The sequence below is a fragment of the Frankia nepalensis genome (genome assembly GCF_016786325.1).
Taxonomy (GTDB): domain Bacteria; phylum Actinomycetota; class Actinomycetes; order Frankiales; family Frankiaceae; genus Pseudofrankia; species Pseudofrankia nepalensis.
On record NZ_JADWYU010000111.1, the window covers coordinates 1 to 14,051 of the forward strand.

The 14,051-nt window shown below is 66.4% G+C and carries 15 protein-coding genes; 8 read left to right on the top strand and 7 right to left on the bottom strand.

What is annotated here, in order from left to right; translation table 11 throughout:
• From I6A81_RS13835 to I6A81_RS13855, 5 genes are all read left to right on the top strand, one after another.
• Window positions 1-1,501: sensor histidine kinase (locus tag I6A81_RS13835; protein WP_323132731.1), on the top strand; the 1,501-nt coding region annotated here is incomplete at its 5' end.
• A 31-nt stretch (window positions 1,502-1,532) separates the two neighbouring features.
• The gene (locus I6A81_RS13840) at window positions 1,533-1,955 is read left to right on the top strand and encodes a roadblock/LC7 domain-containing protein (protein ID WP_203000918.1); all 423 of its coding nucleotides are present in this window, start codon (window positions 1,533-1,535) and stop codon (window positions 1,953-1,955) included.
• Between the two features lie 52 nt (window positions 1,956-2,007).
• Window positions 2,008-2,337 carry a DUF742 domain-containing protein gene (locus tag I6A81_RS13845; protein ID WP_407661297.1) on the top strand — a complete coding sequence of 110 codons (330 nt, stop codon included), beginning with the start codon at window positions 2,008-2,010 and terminating at the stop codon, window positions 2,335-2,337.
• A complete protein-coding gene (locus I6A81_RS13850) occupies window positions 2,318-2,923 on the top strand; it encodes a GTP-binding protein (protein WP_203000914.1) in 606 nt (201 codons plus the stop codon). The genes I6A81_RS13845 and I6A81_RS13850 overlap by 20 nt, the downstream gene beginning before the upstream one ends.
• 145 nt (window positions 2,924-3,068) lie before the next feature.
• Window positions 3,069-3,530 (top strand): DUF3237 domain-containing protein, encoded by a 462-nt coding sequence (locus I6A81_RS13855; RefSeq protein WP_203000912.1) that lies wholly within the window; start codon window positions 3,069-3,071, stop codon window positions 3,528-3,530.
• A 36-nt stretch (window positions 3,531-3,566) separates the two neighbouring features.
• Here I6A81_RS13855 and I6A81_RS13860 read toward each other — a convergent pair whose 3' ends face one another.
• Window positions 3,567-4,133 carry a hypothetical protein gene (locus I6A81_RS13860; protein WP_203000910.1) on the bottom strand — a complete coding sequence of 189 codons (567 nt, stop codon included), beginning with the start codon at window positions 4,131-4,133 and terminating at the stop codon, window positions 3,567-3,569.
• Window positions 4,130-4,429: a hypothetical protein gene (locus I6A81_RS13865; protein ID WP_203000908.1), complete on the bottom strand. Its 300-nt coding sequence runs from the start codon at window positions 4,427-4,429 to the stop codon at window positions 4,130-4,132. Before I6A81_RS13865 ends, I6A81_RS13860 begins: the two co-directional genes overlap by 4 nt.
• 344 nt (window positions 4,430-4,773) lie before the next feature.
• Here I6A81_RS13865 and I6A81_RS13870 point away from each other — a divergent pair, with 344 nt between their 5' ends.
• The 3 genes from I6A81_RS13870 (at window position 4,774) to I6A81_RS13880 (ending at window position 7,550) form a co-directional block, all read left to right on the top strand.
• Window positions 4,774-5,616, top strand: coding sequence for a GIY-YIG nuclease family protein (locus I6A81_RS13870; RefSeq protein ID WP_203000906.1), 843 nt, complete (start codon window positions 4,774-4,776; stop codon window positions 5,614-5,616).
• A gap of 198 nt (window positions 5,617-5,814) precedes the next feature.
• Window positions 5,815-7,065: a DNA cytosine methyltransferase gene (locus I6A81_RS13875; protein WP_203000904.1), complete on the top strand. Its 1,251-nt coding sequence runs from the start codon at window positions 5,815-5,817 to the stop codon at window positions 7,063-7,065.
• A complete protein-coding gene (locus tag I6A81_RS13880; protein ID WP_203000902.1) occupies window positions 7,062-7,550 on the top strand; it encodes a very short patch repair endonuclease in 489 nt (162 codons plus the stop codon). The genes I6A81_RS13875 and I6A81_RS13880 overlap by 4 nt, the downstream gene beginning before the upstream one ends.
• Window positions 7,551-7,699: 149 nt before the next feature.
• Here the strand turns inward: I6A81_RS13880 and I6A81_RS46150 are convergent, their stop codons facing one another.
• From I6A81_RS46150 to I6A81_RS13905, 5 genes are all read right to left on the bottom strand, one after another.
• Entirely contained in the window at window positions 7,700-8,317 is a 618-nt protein-coding gene (locus tag I6A81_RS46150) for an Eco29kI family restriction endonuclease (protein WP_203000900.1), read from the bottom strand.
• A gap of 423 nt (window positions 8,318-8,740) precedes the next feature.
• A complete protein-coding gene (locus tag I6A81_RS13890; protein WP_203000898.1) occupies window positions 8,741-9,331 on the bottom strand; it encodes a DUF4276 family protein in 591 nt (196 codons plus the stop codon).
• Between the two features lie 13 nt (window positions 9,332-9,344).
• Window positions 9,345-10,505: an AAA family ATPase gene (locus I6A81_RS13895; protein WP_203000896.1), complete on the bottom strand. Its 1,161-nt coding sequence runs from the start codon at window positions 10,503-10,505 to the stop codon at window positions 9,345-9,347.
• Between the two features lie 649 nt (window positions 10,506-11,154).
• Window positions 11,155-12,135, bottom strand: coding sequence for an HNH endonuclease (locus I6A81_RS13900; protein ID WP_203000894.1), 981 nt, complete (start codon window positions 12,133-12,135; stop codon window positions 11,155-11,157).
• 274 nt (window positions 12,136-12,409) lie between these two features.
• Window positions 12,410-13,789, bottom strand: a complete 1,380-nt coding sequence (locus tag I6A81_RS13905) for a hypothetical protein (protein WP_203000891.1) — start codon at window positions 13,787-13,789, stop codon at window positions 12,410-12,412.
• Window positions 13,790-14,051: the final 262 nt, after the last annotated feature.

Below are 14,051 nucleotides of genomic sequence, written 5' to 3' on the forward strand. Positions count from 1 at the left end.
CCGCCCCCCGGCGCCCCCCCGCCCCGCGGCCGGGCCGCCGGCGGTGGGGGGGCCCGGCGGCGAGGGCCGCGACGTCGACGTGGCCAAGGCGACCGAACCGGTCCACATCGACTCCAACGACGAGATCGGCGAGACCGCGCACGCCTTCAGCCGTGTGCACAGCGTCGCGGTGCGGTTGACCGTCGAGCAGGCCGGACTGCGCAGAAGTCTCAGCGACACCCTCGTCAATCTGGCCCGTCGCTCGCAGACACTGATTCATCAGCAGCTCGAGCTGATCGACGAGATGGAGCGCTCGGAGAGCGACGGGACGAAACTCGCCTCGCTGTTCCGGATCGACCACATCGCGACCCGGATGCGTCGCCATACCGAGGACCTCATCGTGCTGTCCGGCGCGACGCCGAGCCGCGGCTGGAGCGCGCCGTTGCCGCTGCGCGACGTGGTGCGTGGCGCGATCGCCGAGGTCGAGAGCTACTCCCGGGTCAAGGCGGTCCGGCTTCCGGAGGTCGCCCTCGTCGGCCATGCCGTGGGCGACCTGCTCCACCTGCTGGCCGAGCTGATCGAGAACGGCACCAGGTTCTCGCCGCCGGACGCTCCCGTCATGATCACGGCGGGTGAGGTCGGCAAGGGCTACGTGATCGAGATCGAGGACCGCGGGCTGGGGATGACCCCGGGCGAGATGGCCCGGCACAACGAGCGGCTGGACGACCCGCCGGCGTTCGACCCGTCGACCAGCGACCGGCTCGGCCTGCACGTCGTCGGGCGGCTGGCCGCCCGCCACTCGATCAGGGTCTGCCTGCGCGACTCGGTGTTCGGCGGGGTGACCGCGGTGGTGCTGGTCGGCCGCGAGCTGATCCGGCCTGTCGAGGACGTTCCCGAGGCCGAGGCCGAAACCGGCGGCACCTACACCTACACCGGCGGGACACCGGTCACCGACACCGGCGGGATACCGGTCCAGGGCGTCGTCGACGGGAAGCCGGAGGCGGCGGGTGCTGGGCCGATCGGCGGCGACCGCCGCCGCGCCTGGCCACCCTCGCCCGCGTCCCGGATACCCGCCGAGGACGGCCCGACGGGATCACGCCCACCCGGCGGCGTGGGCGGCGGACCGGCCGAGGTGGTCCCGGGCGGGTTGACCGTGGACGGCCTTCCCCGGCGGGTCCCCCGCAAGCACCTCACGGCCGAGCTGCGTCGGGAGCCGGGGGCCACGATGGGTGCTCTCCGGGTGGCGACCCCGTCGTCCGAGGCCGCCGCGCCGTCACCCGAGGAGATCCGGGCGATGCTGTCCGGCTACCAGTCCGGCTTCGACCGCGGCCGGGCCGACCCGATGGGCCATCGGGCCGCCGACGTCGGTGGCCAGGCATACGACCGCCGGCGACACCAGGCCAGCGGGCGGCAGGACGTCAACCACCAGGACGTCAACCACCGGGACGGCGGGTCGGACGCCGAGCACACGGTCGCCGACCGCGTCCTGGACTACCCCACGAAGGCCCTCCGCCGCCTCTAGCGGCAGACCGTGAACGACTGCGAGGTCAGGCATGACTCAACTCAGCGCGGAGGCCAGCAACCTCAACTGGCTCGTCGAGGACCTGGTCCAGCGTGTGTCGACCGTCCAGCACGCCATCGTGGTCTCCGCGGATGGCCTGCTGCTGATCCGCTCCGACGGGCTGGAGCGCTCCCGCGCCGAGCAGCTCGCGGCGGTCGGCTCCGCCTTCGCCAGCCTGTCGAAGAGTTCCGGCCGCCACTTCGACGGCGGCGACGTCGTGCAGACGATCGTGCAGATGAGCCGAAGTTTCCTGTTCGTCAACGCCATCAGCGACGGCTCCTGCCTTGTGGTGCTCAGCTCGGCCCGCAGCGACATCGGCCTCATCGGTTATGAGATGGCGATGCTGGTGCGGCGGGTCGGGGACGTGCTCACCCCGTCGCTGCGGCACGAACTGCAGGCCGCGCTACCGCGCTGAGCCGGGATCGGAAACGTCGATGGCGCCATGGCGTGGACGCCCCCACGGATTCGTGGTCCGTCCCTACATTCTGACCGGAGGACGCACCGAGCCCTCCCACCGGGAACTGGCACTCGAGACCCTGGTGTCGGCGACGACCAGCGGCATCGAAGCCATCCGGATGCTCGAGCACGAAGAGGCCGCCATCGTCCGGCTATGCGAGACGTACCAGTCGGTTGCGGAGATCGCCGCCCACGTCGGCATACCGCTCGGTGTCGCGCGGGTCCTCGTGTCCGACCTGGCGAGCGCGGGACACGTCCGGCTGCACCGGCCACCGACGACCAGTGAACGGCCCGACGGCCAGCTTCTGAGAAGGGTTCTCCATGGTCTCCGCTCCGCGTGACCTCGCCGCGGTCCCGCTGCCCGTCAAGATTCTCGTCTCTGGCGGGTTCGGCGTCGGCAAGACGACGTTCGTCTGCGCGGTGAGCGAGATCGAGCCACTCACCACCGAGGCGATGCTCACCACCGCCAGCATCGGCGTCGACGACACCGAATACCTGCCGGACAAGACGACCACCACAGTGGCGATGGATTTCGGCCGGATGACCCTCCCGACCGGGCTGGTGCTCTACCTGTTCGGCACGCCGGGACAGGGCCGCTTCTGGTTCATGTGGGACGACCTGTCGTACGGGGCGGTGGGCGCGGTCGTGCTCGCCGACACCCGCAGGCTGGCCGACTCCTTTCCCGCCATCGACTACTTCGAGGACCGGGACGTGCCGTTCCTCGTCGCGGTGAACTGTTTCGACGGGCGGGCCAGCCATACCGCCACCTCCGTCCGGGATGCGCTGACGCTGTCGATCGCCGTGCCCGTGGTGCTGTGCGACGCCCGGGATCCCGCCGCGGTGAAGAGCACCCTCGTCCAGCTCGTCGAGCACGCGATCAAGCTTTCCGACGCCGCCGAGAACCTCTCCGTCCCGCTGCGCCGCTGAGCCGGCGGCCGCGCTTGCGCCGCTGGGGCGGTCGCTGCTCTGCTGATGCTCTCGTCGTGCTCACCGGTCGGGTCAGCGCGCAAGCGCGCGGCGGATGCGGTCGGGACCCGACCGTGCCGTCCCTTCTTGTGAAGGAGCTGTCGCCGTGCCGTTGCTGGAGCCTGAGCTCACCTTTGCCTTCGAGGCGCGTGTCGAGATCGCCGAGCCGGTGCAGGTCACGCACGGACCTGACGAGGAGTTGCGGTTCATTCCGATCACCGGCGGCACGGTCACCGGCCCACGGCTGAACGGTGAGGTACTGCCCTACGGCGGGGACTGGGCGACGACGCGGCGCGGGGAAACGGAGCTGGACGCCCGATACCTGGTGCGGGCCGACGACGGCGGGATCATCGACGTCCACAACCGTGGCATCGGGTATGTCAGCCCCGAGGCGATGGAACGGCTGCGGGCCGGCGAGCCGCTGGATGAGACCAACTTCTACTTCCGGACCTCGCCGGTGTTCCGGACCGGCGCCCCCGCCCACGCCTGGCTGACCTCGACGGTGTTCATCGGCATGGCCCGCCGGGAGGACGGCATGGTCTGCATCCGCTTCTTCGCGCTGAGCTGACGTCCGGCGCTCGCCGGCCGCGAGCCGATCCGAACGTCACCCCCGGTGTTCACCTGCCGATAACGTAGATCTTGTTGCGATCTGGAGATCTGGCAGAGATTCGGCTGGGCGCTCCAGCAGGTAGACGAGGTTGTGGGTGCGCTGGACCTTGTAGCGAAGGGTGAAACCCTGGTTCTCGTAGTAGCGGACCAGCGCGGGGTGAAGGCAGCCGCGGCGGACCCAGCGGCGGCCCTCGCGATGGGCACGGTCGACGGCCCACAGGGCGATGAGGGCTCCAGGCTGAACGGCGCGATAGGTCGGGTCGGTTGCCGTCGTGTAGAGGTAGTGGGCCGGCTCGGCAAGTTCCTCGGCGGTCCAGCCCCAGGGCGGGGCGCTGTCCAGGATGGTGGTACAGCCGATCACTGTGCGATCGTCATGGACGAGCAGCCACTTCGTGCCGTCGGGGTTGTCGGCCTGACCGGCGAGGTCGCCGACGCTCGCCCGCCAGGTGGGCAACCCGCGCTCCTCAAGCCATTCGCACCGCGCGAGCAGCATCCTGGTCACCGCCGGGATGTCATCACTGGTCGCGGGCCGCATCGCGAGTTCGAGGCCACCGGCGGTCATAGGAAGGCCCTCGCGGCGAGGTCCAGGTGGATGACCTGGAGCAGCTTCGCGTCTTCATCCTCGCGGTAGGAGCCAGGTCCGATCCGGTCGACGGCCGTGCGCAGGGCATCCGGGTCGACGAGGCCTGCGTCAAAAAGGGCTGAGCCTTCGCGGAACATCCGCTCGAACACCGGACGGGCGTGATAGACGATCGCGTGCTCGACGACCTCCGCGAATGACTCCCGCTCGACCGGTTGAGTCACGTCACTGGAGAGTCCGAGCGACGTGAGGCGTCGTCGCTGCAACTGCTTGAGCATCCTCCAGTCGAACGGAAGCCACTCGCCAAGCCTGACCATCCCTGGATGGCGGACTGGTCTCTCCGCGATCCAGCGCGCGACGGTAGACCGATCGACGCCAAGCCGTACCGCTTGGCAGAGCCCTCTACCCTCCGTCGAGTCGCCAGCCCAGCGCGCTCGGGGGATGTTCACATCGTCGCTCCCTGTACTAAGTCGGATGCCCTTGGTAAGGGTCATCGTTGGTACGTCGCGGTTATCCAACTTGCGCGCTTCCCTCTGCGTCGCCGGATGGGTGCGGTAGGTTGTGGCGCATGGCTCCGGCTGGGGACTTTAAGGCAGAATTTCGGCTCAGCATCACACGGGCGATGGCTACGCAACTCGCGGAGACTCTCGACCATCTTGAGCCGGTCCATCTCACCACCGCGAACCTCGCCAGACTTGAGCCGCGTCCGGGTGTCTATGAGCTGTATCTCCTCGGTGACAGGGTCTATGTCGGCAAAGCGGACCGTTCTCTGCCGGAAAGACTTGAAAAGCATCGGATTAAGCTGTCAGGTCGCTATGGTATCGACATCAGGGACGTCGCTTTCAGGTGTCTATACGTCGAGGAGGACCTCGAAGCCGCCGCGCCGGAAAAGATGTTGATCTCAGAGTACAGGCGCCGCGACCCGAATCGTCGTATTGTCTGGAACACGAACGGATTCGGCAACAACGACCCTGGGCGTAACCGTGACGACTCTCTGGTCAAGGTTGCGCATTTTGACGCCAAATATCCTATTGACTTGAACGCATCACTTCCCGCGCTGGGCGCGGGTATTCGCGAGATGCGAGCCTATCTCGAAAGTGTCAAATTTGCCCTTCCCTTCACCTTTCGATATGACAAGTCCCCGGCCACCAAGAGGGATCTATCGAGTTCTTCGGTCGAGTTGCGCGGTGGCCCGCTGACTCCGCGAGAATTAATGTGGGAGGCGATCAGAGGACTGCCAACCGGGTGGCAGGCCACGGCGCTTCCAGGTTACCTGATTCTATACAGGGAGAATCGTCGGTACGGCAGCGCGCTGGCGGTTTGGCGAAAGGAAGACGGCGAGGTAGCGGAGAAAAGGCTCGATGCCATGTATGCCGAGGACGGAGATTCTGAGGGTGCTAGCAGCGTCTATAGTGATCTCCAACTCCATTTTGAACCGCTGACCCTAGAAGAAGGAACCGAATGATTGCTTGCGGTTCGATAAAGTCAAGAGCGCCCATCGGCGGTCGAGTGCGAGAGAGTTCTTGACTTTGCCGAACTTTGCCGTCTAAACACCGAGTGGCGGGATCGTCGCGGTAAGGCGTCAGTATCGCCACGGTCACAGATTGCGCTTACCCGGCGTGTCAGTCAAGTCTCGTCGGAGGCTCGCGGTAAGCTCCGAGGCATGACGGTCGAGTTCGCTCCTAGCGGTGAGTGCTTGCCTCTGCCCTGGGACGCTGGCGGTCTCCCAGCAAAGGAGAGTACGTCGCTTGAGTTGTTCAGCGGGGGTGGTGGTCTCGCGGAGGCCATGCATGCCGTAGGGTTTCGGCACCTTCTGGTTAACGAGTACGATCGTCGGGCTTGCGAGACGCTCCGGCTGAACCGAGCCGTTGATCTCGATGATGTGGATGGGGATCCCGAACGCCACAAAGGTGCATGGCCTATTGTGGAAGGTGACGTTCATAAGGTTTCGTTCGAGCGCTGGGCGGGGCGGGTAGACGTCGTTGCCGGAGGCGTTCCGTGTCAACCTTGGTCGCTGGGCGGCGTTCATCGAGGTTATGAAGACCCTCGTAACCTATGGCCGGAATTCGCGCGAGCCGTCCGAGAGACTCACCCGCGGGCATTCCTCGCGGAGAACGTCCGCGGCCTGCTTAGACCGAGCTTTGCCGACTACTGGCGTTACACGCTCCGATGCCTGCGGATGCCGTACCTCGAGAAACATGAGGGCGAGGACTGGAGCGATCATAATTCCCGCCTTGAGAAGGAAGGGAAGGCGAGGAGTTTTAACCCCGCCGAGCGTTATTCGGTGAGCGTGCATCCTGTGAACGCCGCTGACTACGGCGTCCCGCAGGTTCGTCAGCGTGTTTTCACCATCGGTGTCCGGGCGGACCTAGGCGTTGAGTTCGAGTGGCGGCCTCCTACTCATAGCGAGTCCGCGCTTCTACGAGCTCAGGCGACTGGCGAGTACTGGGAGGGCCACGGTCTAAAACCCCGACCGTCGGTTCGTCAATCCTCAGGTGAAGGCGATCCGGAACTCGCTCCATGGAGAACTCTCCGGGACGCGATTGAGGGATTGCCGGAGCCGCTTGGGCATAAGAAGGAATACCCGGGATGGATTCATCACTTTGGCTGGGACGGCGCTCGCGAATACCCGGGACATACTCCCAACCATCTAGACCTGCCCGCGAAGACTGTTAAGGCGGGCGTTCACGGAGTTCCTGGCGGCGAGACGGTTCTTCGTCGTGATGACGGCACCATCCGCTACATGACCGTTCGTGAGGTTGCCCGCGTCATGACATTCCCCGATGACTGGCATCTAGCCGGACCGCGCGGCGAGCAGATGCGCCAGTTGGGTAACGCTGTCCCGGTCGATTTGGGCAAGATAGCCGCCAACGCGGTTGCCAAGGCACTCCGGTCTAGCTTGAGGGTTACGTGACCAACGGACTGACGCCGACCGGCCGGCCCCAACGCCGGCTAGGCAAGCGAGACCCGGCCGTTACGAGCAAGATGATGTCCAAGATCCGAAGCAAGGACAGTAAAGCCGAGTTAGCTCTCCGTCGCGCGCTGCATGCGAAGCGTATGCGTTACCGCATCCATGCCAAGGATGTGCCTGGCTGCCCTGACATCGTGGTCCGGTCGCGAAAGCTCGCCGTTTTCGTCGACGGCGATCTTTGGCATGGCAACCCCGATGAAGTCCGGCGCCGCGGTCGCGACTCCCTTGAGGACCTCTTCCCTACACGAACTGAGTGGTGGATAGCAAAGATCGAGCGCAACAAGGAACGTGATCGAGAGGTCAATGGGCAGCTTAAGTCGATGGGCTGGACCGTGATCCGCCTCTGGGAGCATGACGTGCTCTCGGATCCAGAGGCAGCCGCGAACCTGGTCATCGAGATTGACTCCCAGACCCGTTTCGATAAGTGATGCCTCTCTGTGGCGGTCGTGGCTGCGGTCAGGATGCTCTAACGTTGGCTACAGCGTATTCCTCGCCCGATGGAGTGTGGCCATATATCTAGAGCGATGGGCGATATATTCGCTGGTCGGCCAGTTCCATTGAGCATAAAAATTCGGCGCTAGATTCCGTCCGGGCTGACCTGTTCTTTGATTCTCGTCCGCACTTCTTCGGCGAGGATCTCCCGGCTACGCTTGTCCTCGCCGTACGAGCGAGATCTTCCTGGGTGCACAGTGTCCCACTTGGTCCGTTGGCCTTGGCGGGTAGATGACCCCTGCTCATTGCTGCCGAAACCCGTCAGAACACTGTTCCAGACTGGAGTATAGTTAACTCGGAGCGCATTTTCTCCGAGCCTGATATGCACATCGGGGAGAAGGAGCCGCCGAACTCCAAACTCGGTTATAGGCAGGTCGGCAGTGCTGCTAATCGACTTGTGGTGGATCTTTATCCTCGCGTGTAGTGGAGCTGTCGATCTCGTGCCCAGCCCCGTCGCGCTGTTGTGTGACATCGCGCTTCCTACGTAGAGCGGTATGGAAGTACCCGCTAGCGGTAGGTAGAGATCAACGCTAGAACCCAGGTAATATATCGCGTAAAGACCCGCGCCTTCGAATCGAGCTGGTGAGTTCTGGTCGAATCGGTGAACCTCTTGAGACTCGAAATGCCAGCAGATGTAAGCCGCGAGGCTCTCGGTTGACAGCGGATCCCAATGGATGGGTGCGGGCCAAGATTTATCATCCATGAAATTCGGTTTCTGGAAGGATTATCGGCTATAGATTGCGTGCGACGTGAGCTGGAAGCGCGTGAGTACAACTCTACCACGACGCCGGTTGGACGGGTTGCTGGCGGCCAGGTGTTGCTCCTTCGAGGCTTCGTGTCAACTCCCCGGAATCGTAGACTCGGCCGATGGCCCGCAGATTGTTCGGCGCTGATTATCTTGGCGGGCGAGTGGATATCTCGCTGATCTAGCTGACGTACTCGACGCGCGATCGCCCAAGCCGCCGAGGAAAATATTACTGTCGATAGGGTGGTCCGGGCGGCAACCGTTGACCGGTCCCGGAAGATCGGCCACTAAAAGCTCCATCGTGTTGGGCGTGCCGACGGGCATTTTACGCGCCTTCCTTGACTAGCCGAGTCGAGATGGCGACGCCGGCCGCCATAGTTTTCACACTTTGCTCGCACGATGTCGGTAGTTTCCCGTGACGGTGCCTCTGTGATTCCGGGCGGCGCCATGCTCGCCGCGAAGTCGGCGGCATGGAGCCGGTTCCACTTGTGGCTTGTAGGCATGTCCGTCTGTCCGGTGAGCGCTGAGCCAGCCTTTGCAGTCGCGGCGCCTTTCCGGGTCCGCGGGCGTCGTCAGGTCGGTGCGGAGGCCGCGGCGGCCGGCGAGCGACGCGGCCGCCGCTAGGAACCAGGCCTCGAACTCGCGATTGGCAATCACCACGGAAACCCGCCGGTCGGGACGACATATCTGCGATCGGGCGAGCAATGACGGGCCGAGGGCCGCCGGGCAGTCGTCGTCTGCATCGAGCAGCACCAAGACGCCGTCCGCTTGGTCGACCTGCTCGGCGACGACGGCCAGCACCGATTCAAGCCCGTCCTTGCCGACGACGGTGGGCCGACTGACTCGGTGCGGACGTGGCAGTTCGAGCCACACCTCGGGTGCCAGTTCCGCGGCGATCCGACGGAGCAGCACGGGGACAGCCGCGACCTCGCCTTGTCCTTCGACGATGGTCGCGATCCTGAGCGGGGTCATGGGCTCAGCCGCCTTATCGTGCGCTCGGGCCCCCGCCGGTCGGTGCTGCTGGCATCAGCTGGCCGGCGCGGTGGAGCTGGCTGATGGTCATGAGCTGCTTGGCGACGATCGCCTGGCCGGCGGAGTCGACCTCGCCGACGCGGGTGACGCCGTCGACGCTGGCCACAGCCCGGATGTGGTCGAGCCGGACATACTCGTTGTCCAGCAGGTCCGAGCTCTGGCTGGTGACGATCACCTGGGTGTGCCGCGCGGCGTCGTCAAGCGCCTCATAGAGGCCACCGACCGCCGCGGGGTGCAGCGCCTTCTCCGGCTCCTCGATGCCGAGCAGCGACACCTGGCCGGTGAAGACCGGCTGTTGGAAGAGCGCGGCGAGCACGCCCGTGGCGCGCAGCGTCCCCTCGGACAGGGACTCCCGCGGGACGATGTCGACCTCTTCGACGGCCTCACCGTGCCGGAAACGGGCCTCGACGGTCGAGTACCGGCCCTCCCGCCGCTCGTCCATCCCGACCGCCCCTGGCACCAGCCCGGCGAGGTATGCGTCCAGCCGCTCCTTGCCCGCCCGGTCCGCGGTCGCCATGGCGTCGAGAACCTGGCCCAGGTGCCCGCCGGACGGGCCGAGCTCGGACCGTCGGCCGGTGCCCTCCTCCAAGGCGCGTAGCGCGTCCGCTTCAAGGTCATAGAAGCGCATGGCAAGCAACGACTCCTCGACGGCGGCGAACCGGTCGTCCCGAGTCGCCTCGGCCGGCAAGCGCAGCCGCGCACGGGGACGGCCTGGAGTGTCGGCCCATCCGTCCGCTGAGCCGACCCGGCAACGCTCCCGCAGCACAGCCAGCGACATCCCCGGGTCGTCTCCCCGGCCGATGGCGAAGCCGTAGGTTGCCTCGACCGCCTCGCCGCCCTCGCTCAGCGGGGGCAGGAGCAGGTCGAGAACGATCTCGAACGATTCGGCCTGGCCGTCGCGGCCGCGCCGCAGCAGCGCGTCCAAGCCGCCACGGTCCTCGACTGCTCGCACCGGCGAGGTCCGCACCGCGTCCGCGACGAACCGCAGAGCATCCAGCAGGTTCGACTTCCCGGAGGCGTTGAACCCGACCACGACGGTCAGCGGGCCGAGGGCTAGGTCGCAGTCGGCGATAGAGCGGAAGTCCCGCACCCGCAGCCGTGGCACGAAGGGCACCGGCCTCGCCGGTGAACGCACGGTTCCCCGACCACCCCCGCCCCGTGGGCCGGTCATACGTCCACCCGCCCTGCGCCGGGTCGCGTATGACGCGCTCCGGCGGTCCGGGTCCGTCGCGGCCTCATCGCACCTCCTGGGCCAATCTTGGCGCAGGAGCCGACCCGAGTAGGGCAATCGCGACGCGCGGCCTCCCGGAGGGATCCGGCGACAGCCCGCCACCCAGTCGGGTGGGATCCCGACGTCTGTATCAGTCATGTGCGAACTCCCAGGCCCCTCGTCTCAAGGAACGCCACACTGACGACTCCGTCACTGTCTGGTACGACAGTACCTGGTGTGGGCCCTCTTGATCAGCAGGAGTCCGCCGACGCCGGTGTCTGTCGACGCTGAGCCTGGTCACCTGCCGTCGGGGTTGGCTCGTCGCAGACGAAGGCGGGCGCCGCCCGGAGCCCGCCGGCCCTGTGTAATCCGCCCGTGTTCGCCAGCTACGTCGCAGGCCTGTGGACCTTCCGCGCGGCCGCGTCGGGGAATCCGGCGAGAGAACGGCGGACCGGAGTCGCCCGCCGTCACGCGGCCAGCATGGTGCCGGCCCTCGCCCGGTGGAAGTGCGGGCGGGACCGCGCCGATCTACGCGGCTGGTTCTAACCGAGCGTCAGACAGCCTCGGGGTCGGAAGCGGCGAGGTTAAGCCGGTGCCACGTGAGGTACCGGATGGCTGGACGCGTCGCCCGTTCGGGCAGGATGAGCGTCTCAGCGAGCATCGGCGGGGTGAAGGCCGCCGCCAGGATCGGGTTCGCGGCCATCGAAGATCGCAGCGCCGGCGAGATCCCGATGATCAGGTTGTCCTCTACGTGCAGCAGTCCGGTGTCGAACGCGGCATCGTGGTTCGGGCACGCGGCGAGACCATTCGCGACATCGACGCGCTCCGCGTTGGTCGATGCTCGCCAGGGCTTGATGTGCGAAGCACGCAAAAGCCTCCTGCCGGCGAGCCCTGGCCCTGGCGAGAAGCCGCAGAAGGCGCACCGGTAGCCGTAGTTGATCAGGACACTCCGCGCGAACTTGAACTGCCCTATACGGACCGCGACCTCGCGAGTGGCCTGCGTTGTCTTGTCCCCGGTGTCCGTGGCGCCACTCGTCTGCGTGCTCTCGTTGGCCGCCTGGGCGATCTCTGTGTCTGACACCTGGCTCTGGTCGAGAATGGCCAACTCGGAGCCAATGAAGTCGGGGAGGTCAAGCTCGGAGACTCCGTGAGCCCGCGCCGACTCGAGGATCCTCTGATAGAGGCTTTCCGCCAAGCCCCGGTCGGTGAGCAGGTTTGTCGAGACCGCCACCTCGTACTTGGCGCCATGCGCCCAGGCGCCACTGAGGTTCGACATCTTCGAGAGAACCGAGCTGGGCGGGCGGCGGAAGAGTACGGCAAGTTCAGGAACCGGTGTTGGGGCCTTGTGCGCGGTCGTGCTGCCGTACCGGCTCGCGTTCACGACTAGTGACCCGAAAAAGCAGAGCAGTGCCTCGATCGGGGTGAAGTCTTCTTGCCTCTTTCCTGGAGGCAGCGGCGACCGTGCCAGGATCTGCGCCCATTGCTCGTCCACGGCCTCGTTTGAGAGCTCAAGGTAGTCGCCGAGCGTGCGCATGCCCGAAGTATAGGAGCCGTAAGCGCTCGTCGAGCGCTCGCGGTGGCGATACCTTCCCTAGTTCGCGATCTGCCGACGGTAGATTTGCTTGGGTCACCTACCCGCCCCGTCAACCCGTCAACACTCGGCTGCCGTTAACGACGCGGCGGGTGGTGGCGGACGGCCGGTCCCGGTGGCGGTCCGAGGCGGTCAGGGCTGGGCTTTCACCATCGACTTGAAACGTGCGGAGATTCTGCAACGGCGATCTTGGAGGATGGTTCCGCTGGTCAGCCGCTCAGATGGTGGCGGCTGGGGGTAGCGCTTCGCGGGCGGGTAGCTGGTCGCCGAGGTCGCGGACGGCGGGGAGCCGTGCCCAGTCCGACTTGGTTACGAGGTGGCGGTAGAGGGCGGCGGCGCGGTTCGCGGTCCTGCCATGATCGTTGTTTCTGGCCACCGTTAGGGCGTCCCGCAGGGCGGCGGCTGCCTGCTCAGGCTCAGGCTCAGGACGACGGAGGAAGGCCCGGGCGAGCGCGAGATGGCTCCCCGCGAGTTGGAGATGGCGCCCGGTTCGGCTGAGTAGGGCAAGAGAGCGGTGAGCGTGGCGCTCGGCAGCGTCTCCTCGTCCCAGGTAGCCGAGTGCCAGGGCGCAGTACGCCTCATACGCTTCTTCGTCGCTGGGGGCGGGTCCGGGTAGCTGTTCTCCAGTCCAGACGTTGTCGCGCATGGTCCGCAGGGCGGCGAGAGCGCCGTCCGCGTCGCCGGTCTGGGCCAGCGATCGGGCCATCTGACTGGCGAGGCTGGGCAGGACGTAAGGGTGGGCGGCGGGCAGGGCGTGGCGAGCGATGGCCGCGGCCGCCGTGAACTGGCCGGCGAAGAACGCGAGCGCTGCCCGCACGTCGGCGACGGAACCGGCGAGCAGGGTGTCCCCGGCGGCCTCGGCATGCTGGCCAGCGAGCACGAGGAATGTGAGGGCGGTCCCCTCGTCCCCCTTCTCATGGGCAAGGCGTCCGCGATAGTAGGCGTACCACCCTGAAAGACGTTCGAGATCCCGCCGGCCGGCGCCGGACACGCAGGTCTCCAACAGGGTCTCGGCGCGGTTCCACGCTTGCTCGATCGGGTCCAGGAGCGTGCCCAGAGGCGTCACGTCGTAGAGCGTCACAAGTTGGTGAATGCCGTGCTCAAGCTGGGCGAGGGTGAGCGGGTCAGGCGCGGACGCGGCAATTGCCCGGGAGATGCCCGCGGCTCGGTCCATTGGGCTGATGACGGCTCCGGTCGCGGTGAGCAGAACACCAGCGCTGAGAAGGTCGCGGCGGTGCGTCGGGCTCACCTCCTCGTCCGGGGCGATCGGCGTGTGTCCATCGTCACCCGTCGAGGGAAGTGGAGCCATCCCGTGTGGTGTGGTGCGGGCTGGGTCACGCCGTGGCGGAGTGTCTGGAGGGCCGAGCAGGGCGAGGGCGTCGGTGTCGAACATGGCTTCGAGGACGCGGCGGGACACCGGGTAGGGCTGGGTGGCCAGGGTGCCGGCGAGCCAGCGTTTGGCCTGGCGGTCGGTGATGCCGTAGGTGTCGGCGCCGATGGCCGCGGCGGTTTTGGTGAAGGCGCGACAGAACTGGTCGACGGTCCAGCCGCGTTGCGCGACGAGAGACGCCAGCAGGGTTCGGGGCGCGGAACTCATCGTGACGGCGTCCTCGCGGCGGGTCGGTGTTCTTTCTGATGATCCACCGGCGGTGGTGGACTGTCGTGGGTGGGCCGGTGTCCGCGCGTGAGATGTCCCTCGAAGGTCCTGGAGAAGTCACCCAAGAAGTCCCTCGGGAAGTCTTGGCGGTCTTCGGCGACGTCTGACAGTTCCCGCCGGCCGTCACTGGCAGATTCGATCCATTAGCGGACAGTTGCCGTGCCGGCCGGGTCGCCGATGGCCGGGGCTGCGTCCGTCCGGA

Coding starts and splice junctions, on each gene's coding strand:
- I6A81_RS13865 (WP_203000908.1), bottom strand. CDS start 4,429: ATGCTCAAGCAGTTGCAGCGACGACGCCTCACGTCGCTCGGACTCTCC.
- I6A81_RS13875 (WP_203000904.1), top strand. CDS start 5,815: ATGACGGTCGAGTTCGCTCCTAGCGGTGAGTGCTTGCCTCTGCCCTGG.
- I6A81_RS13860 (WP_203000910.1), bottom strand. CDS start 4,133: ATGACCGCCGGTGGCCTCGAACTCGCGATGCGGCCCGCGACCAGTGAT.
- I6A81_RS13840 (WP_203000918.1), top strand. CDS start 1,533: ATGACTCAACTCAGCGCGGAGGCCAGCAACCTCAACTGGCTCGTCGAG.
- I6A81_RS13850 (WP_203000914.1), top strand. CDS start 2,318: ATGGTCTCCGCTCCGCGTGACCTCGCCGCGGTCCCGCTGCCCGTCAAG.
- I6A81_RS13890 (WP_203000898.1), bottom strand. CDS start 9,331: ATGACCCCGCTCAGGATCGCGACCATCGTCGAAGGACAAGGCGAGGTC.
- I6A81_RS13870 (WP_203000906.1), top strand. CDS start 4,774: ATGGCTACGCAACTCGCGGAGACTCTCGACCATCTTGAGCCGGTCCAT.
- I6A81_RS13905 (WP_203000891.1), bottom strand. CDS start 13,789: ATGAGTTCCGCGCCCCGAACCCTGCTGGCGTCTCTCGTCGCGCAACGC.
- I6A81_RS46150 (WP_203000900.1), bottom strand. CDS start 8,317: ATGGATGATAAATCTTGGCCCGCACCCATCCATTGGGATCCGCTGTCA.
- I6A81_RS13900 (WP_203000894.1), bottom strand. CDS start 12,135: ATGCGCACGCTCGGCGACTACCTTGAGCTCTCAAACGAGGCCGTGGAC.